Annotated in this window: 15 protein-coding genes and 1 pseudogene; 9 read left to right on the top strand and 7 right to left on the bottom strand. The window is 33.8% G+C overall.

The genetic code is table 11. The features are described from left to right. Window positions 1-40 precede the first annotated feature (40 nt). Window positions 41-2,239 carry an FUSC family protein gene (locus BLW20_RS12810; protein WP_091101912.1) on the bottom strand — a complete coding sequence of 733 codons (2,199 nt, stop codon included), beginning with the start codon at window positions 2,237-2,239 and terminating at the stop codon, window positions 41-43. A 114-nt stretch (window positions 2,240-2,353) separates the two neighbouring features. On the opposite strand from BLW20_RS12810, the gene def reads away from it, so the two are divergent. From def to mazG, 3 genes are read left to right on the top strand one after another with little or no spacing between them, the layout of a single operon-like run. Next, entirely contained in the window at window positions 2,354-2,941 is a 588-nt protein-coding gene (def, locus tag BLW20_RS12805; protein ID WP_091101908.1) for a peptide deformylase, read from the top strand. A 54-nt stretch (window positions 2,942-2,995) separates the two neighbouring features. Beyond that, window positions 2,996-3,520, top strand: a complete 525-nt coding sequence (locus BLW20_RS12800) for a DUF5606 family protein (RefSeq protein WP_091101905.1) — start codon at window positions 2,996-2,998, stop codon at window positions 3,518-3,520. A 45-nt stretch (window positions 3,521-3,565) separates the two neighbouring features. After that, window positions 3,566-4,348, top strand: coding sequence for a nucleoside triphosphate pyrophosphohydrolase (mazG, locus tag BLW20_RS12795; RefSeq protein WP_091101902.1), 783 nt, complete (start codon window positions 3,566-3,568; stop codon window positions 4,346-4,348). A 195-nt stretch (window positions 4,349-4,543) separates the two neighbouring features. Here the strand turns inward: mazG and BLW20_RS12790 are convergent, their stop codons facing one another. The 4 genes from BLW20_RS12790 to BLW20_RS12775 form a co-directional block, all read right to left on the bottom strand. Next, a complete protein-coding gene (locus BLW20_RS12790) occupies window positions 4,544-4,933 on the bottom strand; it encodes an acyl-CoA thioesterase (RefSeq protein ID WP_091101917.1) in 390 nt (129 codons plus the stop codon). A gap of 17 nt (window positions 4,934-4,950) precedes the next feature. Then, window positions 4,951-6,597 (bottom strand): ribonucleoside-diphosphate reductase subunit alpha, encoded by a 1,647-nt coding sequence (locus tag BLW20_RS12785; protein WP_091101897.1) that lies wholly within the window; start codon window positions 6,595-6,597, stop codon window positions 4,951-4,953. A gap of 84 nt (window positions 6,598-6,681) precedes the next feature. Next, the gene (locus BLW20_RS12780; RefSeq protein ID WP_091101894.1) at window positions 6,682-7,005 is read right to left on the bottom strand and encodes a hypothetical protein; all 324 of its coding nucleotides are present in this window, start codon (window positions 7,003-7,005) and stop codon (window positions 6,682-6,684) included. 30 nt (window positions 7,006-7,035) lie between these two features. Then, on the bottom strand, window positions 7,036-8,010 hold the full coding sequence (locus BLW20_RS12775) for a ribonucleotide-diphosphate reductase subunit beta (RefSeq protein WP_091101889.1): 975 nt from the start codon (window positions 8,008-8,010) through the stop codon (window positions 7,036-7,038). A gap of 590 nt (window positions 8,011-8,600) precedes the next feature. Between BLW20_RS12775 and BLW20_RS12770 the strand changes: the two genes are divergently transcribed. The 5 genes from BLW20_RS12770 to BLW20_RS12750 all read left to right on the top strand — a co-directional run bounded on the left by BLW20_RS12770 (window position 8,601) and on the right by BLW20_RS12750 (window position 14,768). After that, on the top strand, window positions 8,601-11,162 hold the full coding sequence (locus tag BLW20_RS12770) for an adenosylcobalamin-dependent ribonucleoside-diphosphate reductase (RefSeq protein ID WP_091101885.1): 2,562 nt from the start codon (window positions 8,601-8,603) through the stop codon (window positions 11,160-11,162). Between the two features lie 71 nt (window positions 11,163-11,233). Then, window positions 11,234-11,833 (top strand): YceI family protein, encoded by a 600-nt coding sequence (locus BLW20_RS12765; RefSeq protein ID WP_091101881.1) that lies wholly within the window; start codon window positions 11,234-11,236, stop codon window positions 11,831-11,833. Window positions 11,834-11,987: 154 nt separating this feature from the next. Then, a complete protein-coding gene (gene prfA, locus BLW20_RS12760; RefSeq protein WP_091101915.1) occupies window positions 11,988-13,061 on the top strand; it encodes a peptide chain release factor 1 in 1,074 nt (357 codons plus the stop codon). 83 nt (window positions 13,062-13,144) lie between these two features. Continuing rightward, window positions 13,145-13,963: an orotidine-5'-phosphate decarboxylase gene (pyrF, locus tag BLW20_RS12755; protein ID WP_091101877.1), complete on the top strand. Its 819-nt coding sequence runs from the start codon at window positions 13,145-13,147 to the stop codon at window positions 13,961-13,963. Between the two features lies 1 nt (window position 13,964). Beyond that, entirely contained in the window at window positions 13,965-14,768 is an 804-nt protein-coding gene (locus tag BLW20_RS12750) for an ABC transporter substrate-binding protein (RefSeq protein ID WP_091101873.1), read from the top strand. 36 nt (window positions 14,769-14,804) lie between these two features. Here BLW20_RS12750 and BLW20_RS12745 read toward each other — a convergent pair whose 3' ends face one another. Beyond that, entirely contained in the window at window positions 14,805-15,341 is a 537-nt protein-coding gene (locus tag BLW20_RS12745) for a lipocalin family protein (protein WP_091101869.1), read from the bottom strand. Between the two features lie 595 nt (window positions 15,342-15,936). Continuing rightward, window positions 15,937-16,635, bottom strand: a complete 699-nt coding sequence (locus BLW20_RS12740) for a hypothetical protein (RefSeq protein WP_143037799.1) — start codon at window positions 16,633-16,635, stop codon at window positions 15,937-15,939. Window positions 16,636-16,748: 113 nt separating this feature from the next. Here BLW20_RS12740 and BLW20_RS14780 point away from each other — a divergent pair. Next, window positions 16,749-16,997: pseudogene (locus tag BLW20_RS14780) on the top strand (IS1182 family transposase); the annotation flags it as partial.

The raw sequence follows: 16,997 nt of genomic DNA, 5'->3' as shown, positions 1-16,997 counted from the left end.
CGGGATTTTTGCGTTTTGTGACTTTTTAGACAGCCTCTTTTTACTTAATTTTCAAAGTAAGTTTTTCGATTTTTTCAGAAAGGTTGCTCATCCAAATTAATTGGTCAATAATTAATTGAGATTCTTCTAATTTTTGAATTTTCAGGGCATCGTCTATATCCATTTTTTCAACTTCTTGTCGGCGGATGGCTTTTAACTGCCCCATGCTTATTTTGAAATCTTCTTCTGTATCAGATGTAATTTCCGCCTCAAAATCAAGATTATGCAATGCCTGACTTAAATTGTTGTTAACGTAATCCATAACCAGTTTAAACGCGTCTGAAGCTTCGGTGGTTTTGTGAAACTGGATATATGTCCCAATACTTGCAGCCGATGAAACCAACGTTTGGTTTAAAACAGTTAATTCATATAATTCTGCACGATTAATTTGCTTGGTTTTAGGTTCCTGGATCATCCGTTGAAAGCTTGCCATTAAGTTTCCTACTTCGATAAACGCATTTTTACGGGCAAGCTTATACGATGTAGGTGGTTCACCTTTTTTTATGTAGTAATATTTAACTTCTATGATATATAATTTTATGACCCGTAATGATTTTTCTAAATACGTATGTACAGAATAAAGTTCCCAGGTAGGCCAAACAAATCTTGTGGCAAAAAATGCCAGCAAAGCCCCGATGACTGTATCTAAAATACGGAAAACAAGATGCGATTCCGCATTATTGGTAAGCAAACCGTAAATTAAAATAACGTAGAATGTTACAAAAGTTACTCCCACTTTGTAATCGATACCCGAAAACCAATACCCCAAAAGCATTGCAATAATTGCTAAAATACTTAAAACAACGTTGTTACTGATTAAAATTAAGGCGGTAATACCTAAAATTCCACCGATAACGGTTCCTATAATCCGGTGGGTAGATCGTTGTTTGGTTAAACCATATCCTGGACGCATGATTACCACAATGGTAAGTAAAATCCAGTAAGCGTTTTGAAAATCAAATATTTTCCCTATAATCAAACCTATAAACATGGTTAAAGTTAACCGCAACGAATAGCGGAATGTTGACGATTTAAAATTCAAATGTGCCGTAAGGGTCTTTAAACGGTAATGTTCCGGAGTGAAAAATTTTTCTAAATCGCGGTATTTTCCTCTCAATTCATCTGCATTAACACGCTCTTTATAAACTCTTTCTAATCCTTTAATTTTTTCGATCTGTTTATCGGCATAAAAAAGTAAATTACTAATATTTACGGCATTTTCATCATAAACAGGAATGTTCTGATGTTCCAAAAATTCATTCATTTTAAATTTAAGTTTTTTAAAATCGTTTAATAAACTCATTTTTGAATGATGCTTTTTGTTTGTTTTGATATTAAAAGCCAATCGTTTTAAGGTAATTGAAAAGTTTTTTGCCAACATACGGTATTCATCTAAAACAGCCTCATCTCCCTTAAAAAAATCAATAAATTCCTGATGATTGAATGTGTTTGCCATAGAAAGCTCTAAAATTTCAACCAACGAAGTCAATGCAACCAATAGCTTTCGGTTGTTGTTAGAATTCAATGTGCGTGCTTTGTTATACACCAGATACTCGCGAATGTGCTCGTGCAATTCGTTGATGCGGATCTGCTTTTGAAGCATTTGTCTGTTTATATTTTCTCTGTCAGCATCTTTTTGCCATAATTGTGCACGTAAATCAAGGTAGTCACCGGTAATTTCAATACATTCAGCTACTTCCAAATTAATATATCTGTTGGGTTTAATAAAATAAAATAAGATTGATACAAAAGTGTAAAACAATCCGCCTAACAACAGATACAAACAGTTGGTTAACAAAATCTCAGGTTTATCATGATGAATAAATGATAAACTTATGGTTAATAACAAAGTGAATGACAGTAGATTGGCCCGAAGTCCGTAAAGCGAAATAAACGCTGAAAAAAACACCAATACACAGAAAACAGGTACGAATATCCAGAAATAATTATAGGTATAGGTCAATATAAACGATAGCACAGGTATAAGAACCGATACCATTAACAAACCAATTACTTTATGTTTAAAATTACTCGAAATATCAATAGGTGCACACAACAAAGCGCCTAAAGTAACAGTAAAAGCCGCCGTGAAATCGGCAGAACTGTAAAAAATAAAAAACGAAACAATCGCAGTAAACGTTATTTTAATGGCGTTATAAAACTGATTGTCACCAAATTTCAAGATAAATTTATCAAACATTTTAAAAAGTGTATTAAATAAAAACAGTAAACCAATACAAGCATTAAAGTTAATTAATTGGCGGTAATTTTTACTATATTTTGTAAATTTGCAACAATATTTAAATACAAAAAAATGATTTTACCCATTGTAGGTTACGGCGATCCGGTTTTACGTAAAGAATGTGAAGAAATAACGAAAGATTATCCGCAGTTAAAAGAACTTATACAGAACATGTATGATACAATGGATAACGCATACGGTGTGGGTTTGGCAGCACCCCAAGTTGGTTTGCCTATTCGCCTGTTCGTTGTAGATACCAAACCTTTTGGTGACGATGAAGATTTACCCAAAAAAGAAAGAGATTTTTTAGCAACTTTCAGCTGTACGTTTATAAATGCCAAAATCTTAAAAGAAGAAGGTGAAGAATGGGCTTTTAACGAAGGCTGTTTAAGTATTCCGGGCGTTCGCGAAGATGTATACCGCAAACCTAATATTACCATTGAATATTACGACGAAGATTTTAAAAAACACACCAAAGAATTCTCTGGATACGCCGCACGCGTTATTCAACACGAATATGATCATATTGAAGGCGTTTTGTTTACCGATAAAATTTCTACCCTAAAAAAGAAATTAAATTCTAAACGATTGCAAAATATTATTGAAGGAAAAGTTTTCCCCGATTATAAAATGAAATTTATCAACAAAAAAGGCAGATAATTTTGGTTATTAAATTCAAATTATGATATTTGTGACCTTGAAAAAAATAAAGTAATGAGCGTAGAAAAAGTTTTAGCTATATCTGGGAAACCAGGATTGTACGAATTAAAAATCCAAACAAGATCAGGATTTATTGCAGAATCATTAATCGATGGAAAAAAAATAACCGTTGGATTAAGAAGTAATGTTAGTTTATTGTCAGAAATTTCTATCTACACAGAAACAGACGAGCTAAAATTATTCGAGGTTTTTGCACGCATTGCAAAAAAAGAAAATAACGGCCCGGCATTAGACCATAAAGCATCAAATAATGAATTGTTAGCTTATTTTAGTGAAATCATTCCAGATTTTGACCGTGACCGCGTATATGTTTCAGACATAAAAAAAGTGTTGAACTGGTACAATATTTTACAAAAAGCAAATTATGTAACAGCTTTGAATGCATCGGCAGTCACAACTACCGGAACAGTAACCATTAACAACGAACCAGCAATAGAAGAAGCGGTTGAAGTTGAAGCAGAAACGGTAGTAGAAAAACCAAAACGCGGCAGAAAGAAAAAAACAGAAGATAAAGAATAATTTATAAATCCGGCTTTTAGTCGGATTTTTTTATATTTTTAAGGTATGAATAACAGAGCAGAACAACTAAAAGCATTTGAACGTTTATTGGATATAATGGACGATTTGCGTGAAAAATGTCCTTGGGATAAAAAACAAACGTTTCAATCGTTAAAACATTTAACCGTTGAAGAGGTTTATGAATTAAACGACGCCATTTCAGAAAACAACACCAACGAAATTAAAAAAGAATTGGGCGATTTGTTACTGCACATTGTATTTTATGCCAAAATAGGTAGCGAAACCAATGATTTTGATATTGCCGATGTGTGCCATGCCATTTCAGAAAAACTGATTTCCCGCCATCCGCATATTTACGGCGATGCAGTTGCTAATGACGAACAAGCTGTAAAGGAAAACTGGGAAAAACTAAAATTGAAAGAAGGTAATAAATCCGTTTTAAGCGGCGTACCACAATCACTTCCGGCAATTATAAAAGCATATCGAATTCAGGATAAAGTAAAAGGCGTGGGATTTGACTGGAACAATAAAGAAGATGTTTGGCAAAAAGTAGAAGAAGAACTCAATGAATTTAAAGTTGAGGTTGCTAACAATGATTTTAAAAATCAGGAACAAGAATTTGGAGATGTATTGTTTGCCTTAATCAACTATGCCCGTTTTTGCAACATCAATCCCGAAGAAGCTTTGAATAAGACCAATAATAAGTTCATCAATCGTTTTACGAAAATGGAAGAACTGATTAAAAACGATTCAAAAACCATTGGAGATTTACCTTTAAATGAATTGGATAGCTATTGGAATGAAGTCAAAAAGTTTGAAAAACGATAAATTTCCCCTATTTTTAAAATAAAATTAAAATTCTATGAAAGATTTATTAAGAGCCTTGTTAGCAGGCTGGGGTGCAAAGAAAGCCGGTTTTGGTTGCTTTGGAACCATAGTTGTTTTCATTATTTTGTATTGGTTATTGGGTAAGTTTATGTAAAAAACAAAAGCTGTCAAATAATTTATGACAGCCTGTATTTTTTATTCCTTAATAACTTTGGTTGGGTTTTTATCTTTATCTAAAGCAACAAAAGTAAATTCACCGTTTATGGCTAAATAACGTATATCACTATACATTTCTTCAATAAAAATTTCTACAGAAACTTTTAAACTTTTATTGCCTACGTGGGTAACTCTTCCTATCAATTCTACAATGGTTCCTGCAGGGATTGGTTTGTTAAAATCAATTTTATCTGATGAAACAGTTACCATAATTTGCCGGGAAAACCGGGTGGCGGTAATAAAAGCCACTTCATCCATCATGTGCATGGCAGTTCCTCCAAAAAGTGTATCGTAATGATTGGTTGTGTTTGGAAAAACCGCTTTAAAAATACGGGTTTCCGAGTTTTTGATTCGTTCTTCTATTGTCATTTTAATAATTAATTTTGTTATGCTTCGCAACTTGCACAAGTCACTAAATTATTTACAAATTCTTTTGATACACTTTGGCTTCGTTGATAATATAATGTTTTTACGCCCAATTTCCATGCTTCTATCATTAATCTGTTTACTTCTTTTATAGGAAGATTTGATGGGATATTGATGTTTAAACTTTGTGCCTGATCGATGTATTTTTGACGAATAGATGCCTGTAAAATAATTTCGTACTGACTGATTTCTTTAAATGTTTTGAAAACGTCTTTATCTTGTTGAGAAAGTTCTGCAATGTGCTGTACACTTCCGTGATTTAACATAATGCTTCTCCAGGTTTCTTCTGTATCTAATTCTTTTTCTTCTAACAATTTTTTCAAGTATTTGTTTTTACGCATAAAGTTTCCTTTTGCCAAACCTGCTTTGTAATAATTGCTGCTGAACGGTTCAATTCCGGGCGATGTTTGTCCCAGAATAGCTGATGAAGATGTAGTAGGAGCTATGGCTAACAAAGTGGTATTTCTGCGTCCGTAACCTTTTAAAACCTCAGGCTCACCATAAATTCTTGCTAAATCTTGTGATGCTTTTAATGATTTTTCCTGTAATTCATTAAAAATTTTGTTAGTCAACATTTTAGCATCCAGACTTTCAAAAGAAATATGATTTTTTTGCAGGTACGAATGCCAGCCCATTACTCCCAACCCCAATGCACGATGGTTTTTAGCAAAAGTATTTGCTGATTTCAGATAATAATTCCCTTCCGTTTTTTCGATAAATTCACTCATTACGGCATCAAGAAAATACGTTGCCAGCTTTACTGCTTCGGTATCCTTCCATTCGTCATACAATTCCAGATTCATTGATGATAAACAACAAACAAACGATTCATCTTTAGAAGATGGTAAAGCAATTTCAGAACACAGATTACTTGCGTAAATCTGCATTTCTTTGTCTTTGTAAACTTCCGGTTTGTTGCGGTTTACATTGTCGGTAAAGAAAATATAAGGCAATCCTTTTTGCTGACGGCTTTCTAATACTTTTGCCCAGATTTCACGCTTTTCCTTATCGCCGTCAATCATATCCTGCATCCAGTAATCGGGTACACAAACACCATAAAACAAATTTTGAATAGGGTGACCAATATCTTTTATCTGCAAGAATTCTTTAATATCGTCGTGATCAATATCTAAATACGATGCAAAGGCACCGCGGCGTACACCACCTTGTGAAATGGTATCCATTGCGGTATCGAACAGTTTCATAAAACTCACGGCACCACTGCTTTTTCCGTTATCGGTTACGGCACTTCCACGTTCGCGCAGTTCACCAAAGTAACCCGATGTTCCGCCACCAATTTTGGTCTGCATAATTACTTCGCCCAATTTATGGGTAATTCCTTCGATATGATCCGGAACATACACGTTGAAGCACGAAATGGGTAATCCACGCTCAGTTCCCATATTTGCCCAGATAGGCGATGATAAACTCATCCAGCCTTTTTCGATCATTTCAATAAAGGCTTCGGCTAATTCGGGTTTGTACAATCTTTTAGCAGCTGCCGTAGCCACGCGCTCAATGGCTTTTTGAGTGGTTTCGCCTTTTAAAAGGTACCCTCTGTTTAATATTTGTTCGCTTTCTTCGTTAAGCCACCATAATCTTTCCATAGTTCATTTTATTTAAGATTACTTGAATTTGTATTTAAGTGAGTCAGTTGTCCTACAAATTCAAGTTTTCATACTTATTTCATTTTAATCGTTTTGTTTGATTTTATCAATCATCCTACTATCAATACCAGCAACCTCTACATAAATTTCATTAAAACCTTTTATATCAGTTATGCCAATTCCTCCTTCAGCCTTTAATTTGCAATTATCAGAAAATAAAACTTTATAATTAAAATCTGTGATATTTGAAATACCTTTTTCTTCACAGTCTTGTTGAATTCGATCTTTAAACTTTAAATAATTGTTATTTGTTATAAGCTGTCCTGTAATTGCTCCCATACTTTCATCTACGATCTCAAAGTTAATTTCTCCAATATTTTCATTCTCTATGTATAAATATCCTGTCATGTAAAGTATTGATTAAATTTTGGAATTTATTTAGAATAAATCTTCGGCAGTAATACTTTTGTCGTGTTTGGTGTAATCAACCGGACGTTTTGCAAAGAAATCATCCAGGCTGTTTGCAAAAATTTCTTCTTCGAACCAAATCATCGGTTGGTAGTCGGTCTCTGAAATATGGAATACTTTTTCCAAACCAATTTGTTTTAAACTTTCATCTAATCGGAACTTCATGAAATTCAACAAATCCTTTTTAGAAATAGTGTCTAATTCGCCAAATTCAAAAATCCAGTCCAAAATTTCGCTTTCAATTGCAATGGAATGTTTAACAATTTCGTTGATTTCTTCAATAGTAGCGGTATCAAAATAATCAGGAAATTCTTCTTTAATTTTGTTGATGATATAAATACCCGCATTGGCGTGAATTTGCTCGTCAACTGATGTCCAGGCAATGATATTGCTCACGTTTTTCATTGCACCTTTAAAACGGGTAAACGATAAAATAATGGCAAACTGACTGAACAATGAAACGTTTTCAATCAAAATGGTAAACAAAATCAATGATTTCAGGTAATCCTTTTCATTTTCTGCCTTTGAATGTTTTAAAGCATCTGACAAATAATCGATGCGTTTTTTGATGGCAGGAATTTCAATGACTTTTTCAAATGCATTGTTGTATCCCAAAACTTCCAGTAAACGGGAATAAGCTTCAGAATGGCGGAATTCACATTCGGCAAAAGTACTTCCCAGACCGTTAAATTCGGGTTTAGGCAAATGCAGATACAAATTTCCCCAAAAGGTTTTTACGTTTACTTCTATTTGTGCAATTGCCAATAAACTGCGTTTCACAATTTCTTGTTCAATAGGTGAAAGATGCGAATGGAAATCTTGAATATCGGCAGTAAAATCTACTTCAGAATGTACCCAGAACGATTTGTTTATTGCGTTGGTAAACTCTAAAATTTCAGGGTATTCAAAAGGTTTGTAATTGATGCGTTTAGTGAAAATACTCATATATTTAATTTTTTTATTATGGAACAATAGAAGTAAATTTTAGAAAGCATCCATAATAAAAGAAGTTCTCAGCAATTTACTTTAAGTGCGAAAGCAACGCTGTTTTTACAAGAGGTCTGACTCACAAGTTTCACAAACTTATTTACAGTTGCGCAACAGTTCAAGGTTTACACTTGATTCTCTTATTGTTGTAAAAACTATGTCAAAAGTATCGTATTTTATTTAAATAATCATCAAAAAAATCTCATAAGTTATGAACATTTTTTGTTGATAATATCTTTAAAAAAATGATTAATGTTTTTTAATAAATTTAATTCGTTATTTCTTAGTTGTTTTATTTTTTTGTAAACTTTTTGTTAGTAACAAATAATTAAATTATTGATTTTTAATTATTTAATTTTATTTTTTTGTAAACTTTTTAAATCTTGCAATTTTTATTACTTGTTAATAACTTTTAATTATTTTTTTAATAATTTGTTTTTTGTGTAAAAAAAGTTTGTATTTTTATGTTTGAAAAAAAATAAAATAACAAGCTCTTTACTTCGTTGTTTTTGAAAGAATTAAAAAAGTAAAATTTAAAAAAATATACTATGGAATTAGCACCTCAGGTTTTAGACACAAAGAAAACTTACAGTAATGAGGAAGCCGTAAAAGCATCTACAGAATATTTTAAAGGAGATGTTTTGGCTGCCACTGTTTTTGTAAACAAATATGCTCTGAAAGATTCGGAAGGGAATATTTATGAAAAAACGCCGGACGATATGCACCGTCGTATTGCATCGGAAATTGCACGCGTAGAATCTAAATACGCAAACCCAATGACCGAAAGTGAGCTTTTTGATTTAATAAAGGATTTTACATACATTATTCCGCAAGGAAGTCCAATGACCGGAATCGGGAATCCGTTTCAAATAGCTTCACTGTCAAACTGTTTTGTAATTGGAAACAATGGCGAAAGTGACTCGTACGGCGGTATTATGAAAATTGATCAGGAACAGGTTCAGTTAATGAAACGTCGCGGTGGAGTAGGACACGATTTATCACATATCCGTCCGAAAGGTTCGCCGGTAAAAAACTCGGCTTTAACTTCTACGGGTTTGGTTCCATTTATGGAGCGTTTTTCTAATTCCACTCGAGAAGTAGCTCAAGACGGGCGACGTGGTGCGTTGATGTTATCGGTTTCTGTGAATCATCCCGATGCGGAAGGGTTTATTGATGCCAAGTTAGAACAAGGCAAAGTTACCGGAGCAAACGTATCGGTTCGTATCGACGATTCGTTTATGAAAGCTGTTCGCAATAACGAAACATATATTCAAAAGTATCCGATTTTTTCAGAAAACCCTAAATTTTCTAAAGAATTGAACGCTGCCGATTTGTGGAAAAAAATTGTGCATAACGCATGGAAATCTGCAGAACCGGGTATTTTGTTCTGGGATACGATTATCCGTGAGTCACTACCTGATTGTTATGCCGATTTGGGTTATAAAACGTTATCTACAAATCCTTGTGGAGAAATACCTTTGTGTGCGTATGATTCATGTCGTTTGCTGGCGATCAATTTGTTTTCTTACGTGGTAAATCCGTTTACAAAAGAAGCTTATTTTGATTTTGAATTGTTTAAAAAACACGTGGCTGTTGCACAGCGTATGATGGACGATATCATTGATTTGGAATTGGAAAAAATCGATACCATCATTCAAAAAATCGACGAGGATCCGGAAGAAGCCGAAGTAAAACGTATTGAACGCAATTTATGGATTGAAATCCGTAAAAAAGCAGAAGAAGGCCGCAGAACAGGAGTTGGAATTACGGCAGAAGGCGATATGCTGGCTGCTTTGGGAATCCGTTACGGATCTAAAGAAGGAAACGAATTTTCGGTAAACCTGCATAAAACCTTGGCATTGGCAGCTTATCGTTCATCAGTAGAATTAGCAAAAGAACGTGGTGCTTTCTCAATTTATGATGCAAAACGCGAAGAAAACAATCCGTTTGCATTACGCATCAAAGAAAACGATCCAGCGTTGTATAATGATATGCAGGAATACGGTCGTAGAAACATTGCCTTGTTAACCATTGCACCAACCGGTTCAACATCTATTTTATCGCAAACCACATCGGGTATTGAGCCTGTGTTTATGCCGGTTTATAAAAGAAGAAGAAAAGTAAACCCGAACGATAAAGATGTCCGTGTTGATTTTATTGATGAAGTTGGCGATTCTTGGGAAGAATACGTAGTGTTCCACCATAAATTCAAACTGTGGATGGAAGTAAACGGAATAGATACTTCTGTTAATTATTCTAATGAAGAAATCAACGAATTGATTGAAAAATCGCCTTATTACAAAGCAACATCAAACGATGTAGATTGGCTGAGCAAAGTAGAAATGCAGGGTGCCATTCAAAAATGGGTAGATCATTCGATTTCGGTAACCATCAACGTTCCTAACGATGTAACCGAAGAATTGGTTGGTCAGTTATATATGAAGGCTTGGGAAGTTGGTTGTAAAGGAGTAACGGTTTATCGTGACGGTTCTCGTTCAGGTGTTTTGATTTCTAACGATAAAAAAGAAGATAAAACAGAAGAAGTACAAAAAGAAACATCGTTCCCAACCAAACGCCCGCAAACATTGGCGTGTGACATTGTGCGTTTCCAAAATAACAAAGAAAAATGGATCGCTTTCATTGGAAAAATTGAGGATCGCCCCTATGAAATCTTTACAGGATTGGCTGATGACGAAGACGGAATCTTGCTGCCACGTTGGGTAAACGATGGTTTCATTATTAAAAACCGTGATGAAAAAGGAAACTCTCGCTACGATTTCCAGTATGTAAACCAGCGTGGTTATAAAACGACTATTGAAGGGTTATCGTATCGTTTTGATCCGGTTTTCTGGAATTACGCTAAGCTGATTTCCGGAACATTACGTCACGGAATGAAAATTGATAACGTGGTCGATTTAATCAACTCGTTACAATTAGATAACGAATCAATCAATACCTGGAAAAACGGTGTGGCACGCGCATTGAAACGATTTGTTCCTGATGGAACCGAAGCAAACGGACAAAAATGTACCAACTGTAATTCAACCAATTTAATGTATCAGGAAGGCTGTTTAACCTGTAAAGACTGTGGTTCATCTAAATGTGGATAATTAAATATTAACATTTTTTTATACTTCAAACAGTACAGATGCAATACATTTGAAAATAAAATTAAATAAAAATGAAAAAATCAATTTTAGCTTTGGCTTTAACTGCAACCGTATTCGTAGGTTGTAAAAAAGAAGAAGCAAAAAAAGCAGAAGATCAAACACAATTAGAAGAAGTTCAAATAAGCGAAAAAGTACATTACCTGCACAAATTGGAGTGGGTTGCTTACAAAACACCTGATAAAATTGGAGTTCCGGGAACGTTTAACGATATTGAATTAAGCGGAACAAAAGATTCAGGAAATATAGAACAAGATATTAAAGATGCAACTTTTAAAGTGGTTACATCAACAGTAAACTCTAAGGATCCGTTACGCGATGAAAAACTTTTTAATGGGTTCTTTAAGTTGATGGCAGGTGATATCACCGGAAAATTTGTCGATTTTAAAGAAGGAAAAGCAACCATTGATATTACAATGAACGGTGTTACCAAACAAAAAGAGTTCACTTACACATTTATTGGTGATACTATGGTTTTAAAAGGAACGATAGACATTCTTGCAGATTTTAACGGATCAACGGCTTTTAACAGCCTTCACGAATTATGTAAAGATTTACACGCTGGTAAAACCTGGACAGAAGTTGATATCAATGTAGAAATCACAAAACAATAAACCGTTTTTTTTATGGTGTCTTTAAAAGGAACTTTTATTAATGAAAGTTCCTTTTTTGTTTTATAAAACCTGAAAACATCTTTTTAACTCCTTACGTAACATTTGCATCTGCTTTTTTCGTAACTTTGCAAATCGAAAAAATTTTAGCATTATGATGTTAGATCGTTTACAATATGTAAAACAACGTTTTGATGAGGTTTCGGATTTGATTATTCAGCCCGATGTTATTGCCGATCAAAAACGTTACGTACAATTAAACAAAGAATACAAAGACCTTAAAGCCTTAGTTGAAAAACGCGAGGAATATATAAATATCGTAGGAAATATTGACGAAGCCAAAGAAATCATTGCAGATGGCAGCGATGCCGAAATGGTTGAAATGGCTAAAATGCAGTTAGACGAAGCCCAGGAACGTTTACCGCAACTGGAAGAAGAAATTAAGTTTATGCTGATTCCTAAAGATCCGGAAGACGCTAAAAACGTAATGGTTGAAATCCGTGCCGGAACGGGCGGGGACGAGGCGTCTATTTTTGCAGGAGATTTATTCCGTATGTACACTAAATACTGTGAATCAAAAGGCTGGAGAACTTCGGTTGTAGATTTAAATGAAGGAACATCAGGCGGATTTAAAGAGGTTATTTTTGAAGTTACTGGTGAAGACGTATATGGAACCTTAAAGTTTGAAGCCGGAGTACACCGTGTACAGCGCGTACCTCAAACCGAAACCCAGGGACGTGTACACACATCGGCTGCAACAGTAATGGTGTTACCCGAAGCCGAAGAGTTTGATGTACAAATTGATATGAACGATGTCCGTATCGACTTGTTCTGTTCATCAGGTCCCGGAGGTCAATCGGTAAATACCACCAAATCGGCGGTTCGTATGACACATATCCCAACAGGGTTGGTAGCACAATGTCAGGACGAAAAATCTCAGCACAAAAATAAAGACAAAGCCTTATCGGTTCTTCGTTCACGTTTATATGAAATGGAACTGGCTAAAAAACAGGAAGAAGATGCTAAAAAGCGTAATTCACAGGTTTCTTCGGGCGACCGTTCAGCAAAAATCCGTACATACAACTATCCGCAAGGTCGCGTAACCGACCACCGTATCGGCTTAACGATCTACGATTTAGACGGGGTAATGAACGGAAACATTCAAAAAGTTATTGACGAATTGCAATTAGTAGCCAATACCGAAAAATTAAAAGAATCTGAAGTATTTTAATTTAATATATTTGTAAAGCCTCTTTTTTAGAGGCTTTTTCAATTAAAAATTATAATCGAAAGTAACGAACCAAAAACTGAAATATGACAACACAACAATTATACAACCAGATTCAACAAAAAAAATCCTTTTTATGTATAGGTTTAGATGTTGATTTAGATAAAATACCACAACATTTACTGCAAACCGAAGATCCCATTTTTGAATTTAATAAAGCCATTATCAATGCCACGCACGATTTATGTGTTTCGTATAAACCTAATACTGCTTTTTATGAAGCGTATGGTTTAAAAGGGTGGCAGTCGTTAGAAAAAACAATCAGATACATCAACGAAAATTATCCGGATATTTTTACCATTGCCGATGCCAAAAGGGGCGATATTGGTAACACGTCGTCAATGTACGCCAAAGCATTTTTCGAAGATTTAAAGTTTGATTCGGTAACCGTTGCACCATATATGGGTAGAGATTCGGTAGAACCTTTTTTAGCGTTTGAAAATAAGCACACCATTATGTTGGCATTAACATCAAACCAAGGTGCTTTTGATTTCCAAACAATACAGGCAAACGATAAACCGTTGTATCAAACCGTTTTGGAAACATCAAAAAACTGGAAAAACAGTAAAAATTTAATGTACGTGGTAGGGGCAACCAAAGCAGAATATTTTAAGGAAATTCGTTCTATTGTCCCCGATGCGTTTCTTTTGGTTCCCGGAGTTGGAGCACAAGGCGGAAATTTGGTTGATGTATGCAAATTTGGAATGAACAACAAGGTTGGTTTGTTAATCAATTCTTCGCGTGGGATCATTTACGCTTCAAACGGAACAGATTTTGCCGAATCAGCCCGAAAAGAAGCTTTAAAATTGCAGAGTGAAATGGCATTAATTTTAGAACAAAATTAAGATGTTTACAATTACTGACGATTTAGGTACGCAGCATACATTTGGTCAAACGCCGAAACGAATTATTTCATTGGTTCCTTCGTTGACCGAAACGTTGTATGAATTGGGTCTGGAAGATGAAATCATTGGAATTACCAAATTTTGTGTGCATCCGTATCATTTAAAATCGGTAAAAATCAATGTAGGTGGAACCAAAAAAGTCCATATTGAAAAAATAAAGGCTTTAAACCCCGATATTATTATTGCTAATAAAGAAGAAAATACGTTGGAAGTTGTTGAAAGTCTGCGGGATATTTACCCGGTTTTTGTTACTGATATTGTTACTGTTGAGGATACTTTAAAGACAATTACCGATTTTGGAAAAATCTTTAAGCGTACCACAGATGCAAAAAAATGGACTGATAAAATTGAATTTGCCTATAACGATTTCAAGCATTTTATGCAGGATAAAAAGTGGCAAAAAGCAGCGTATCTTATTTGGCGTGAACCTTATATGGCAGCCGGAGGCAAAACGTTTATCAATGAGATGCTGAAACTGAACAAGTTTAAAAATATTTACGAACTGTTCGAAGGACGGTATCCTGAAGTTGAAATTAGAAAGATGCGTATTCAGGGTGATCCCGAATTGGTATTTTTATCATCAGAACCTTATCCGTTTAAAGAAGAACATGCTTTTGAAATAGGCAGAGCCACACATCACGCCAAAACCATTTTTGTAGACGGCGAAATGTTTTCGTGGTATGGTACGCGATTATTTAAAGCGTTTCAATATTTTAAAGCTTTACAAAACAGAATTAAAGAATAAATAAAAACTGAATCTTTTAAAGATTCAGTTTTTATTTTAAAGATGTTCCGGCCAAACAAGCTTATCGGTATTGTATCCAAAACTTTCAGCTTTTAGTAAAAAGAATTGTTTTACGGTATCTGGAATGGATTTTTCACGCGATAAGATCCACATATAACCGGTATCTTTACCAAAAACCAAAGCATATTGATAATCGTTTAAAATTTCAACAACATTGTATTCGCTGTAAAAAGGTCCCCAGAATGATACTTTTAATGCACCGGTGTTTTTAATGCGGGGTTTAGCTTTTCCTTCTGCGGTTTCCCATTCTTCTTTAATATAATTCCAACCTTGATTAACTACTTTTACGCTGTTATTTTTGTTTAAACTGTAATGTGCCGTGGTGTTACTTAAATTTTTTTCAAACCTGGAATCTAAACGTGCAATTTCGTACCATCTACCTAAATACCGGTTAATATCAAACGGAGTAACAACAGTTACATCATTGTTTTTTTCTTTTCTTTGAAATGCTAAATACGCAAGAGAACCTATGCCTACCGCACCTGCTGTCAATAAAATTTTCTTTTTTTGCATAGTTTTTCTTTTAAAGGTACAAAAAACTTACTAAAAAGTATCTTAAAATTTTAAAAGAGGAGTGGTTTTTCAGAAAGTCCTAAAAATAGTATAACTTCATAATAAAAATATAAAACGATGAAAAAAGATTTAATTTTAAGAGAAAAATTAGTCATAAAGCATACACAAATGGCAAATCAAACAACTCTTTTAGCTTTTTTTGCGAACATCTATGTATTTTTTTGTAGCAGGGTTATCTATAAATGAATTTTTAGATTTTGATAAAGACCATTTAGTAGCTGTTATCTTATTTTTTTTTCAGGTCTTTTATTGATTGGAGGAACAATAAATTTTCTAAAACAACGCAACTGGATTTCAAAACAAAAAGTACATATAGGTGCTTATAAAGCAGAATATGAAAGCGATTCTAAGATGTAAATATAAATGAATTTTTGAAAATGATTCCGTAACAATTATTCGTATATATCAGCCAATTAATTGAATAAATTTACAAAAAAAGTCAATGTAATTGGCTTTTTGCGGAATAGAAAGCCGAAACTTCAAATTTTAGCCTTAACCCGCCATTGCGCCAAGCCCTTGTTAGCGGCTGTGCTTTTTATTTTATGTTATTTTTATGAATCCATTTTACAAGCCTAGAATAAAATGCAGTTGAAATGTCTCTATAACTATTTAGTGAATCATTAGATTCAATATCAAATTCTTTAGTTTCATTCACTAATTTTTCTACAATTGTAAATAATTCAACATCTAATTTTTTAAATTCAGAAAGTTGAATGTTATAAATATGTTTTTCGTTTGGGTCACATAACATAGCAATTAATTTACCAATATAAAAATCTATCGCTAAGGGATTTACATTCCTTTTTATTTTGAAATTGGCTTTTAAATTCGCTAGTTCAAATGTGTTGCATTTGTTTTCTTCAAAATCTAAAAGAAATAAATTTTTATCAAAACCTAAATCATTGTAGATTTTAAACATTTTAAGATGATCTAGACAGTTTCCAATATGTTCAAGTAAATTTTCAGATAAGTATTTTCTTAAAATATTGCTTTGCTGTAATGTTACCTTTAGCGATGAACCTAAATAAAATTCTTTATGCTTAAGATAAATATGAAGCAATTCATGTGTAAATGAATCTTTAGAAATATTTTGATAATCTACATAAATTATAGCTTTATCATTTTGTGTAAAACAGCTATATTCATCGTTAAAAGAAGGTTCAATTTCAATGTTATAATCTTCATTGAGTTGATTCCATAATTCAACATTTCTTTCGTCGATAAATTCTTTCATACGCTTTTGAGTAGCATTGCCGCTAACGTCAGTCTGTGAAAAAAGCACACAAACTCCTTTCAAATATAGTTAATATTTCATAAATTCATTAGGTATTCATAATTCACGGTTTTATGCCTATAATCAATGGTTTAGATAGACACCAACTTACATTCTCTAGTTTAGAAGCTACTATTGCTACCGATAATGATGTCCGATTTATAGATGTTTTTATAGATAAGTTAGATCTTCAGCAACTAGGCGTTCGCTCTTTAACTTCCTCGGATAAAAAGAAAGAAGGTCGGTCATCTTTTAGTGATTCTTTATTTCTCAAACTCTATCTTTATGCTTACCTCAATGGCATTCGCAGCAGCAGAAAGCTT

The sequence above is a fragment of the Paenimyroides marinum genome, assembly GCF_900108395.1.
Taxonomy (GTDB): Bacteria; Bacteroidota; Bacteroidia; order Flavobacteriales; family Flavobacteriaceae; genus Flavobacterium; species Flavobacterium marinum.
This window is presented reverse-complemented; position numbering and strand designations above follow the sequence as displayed.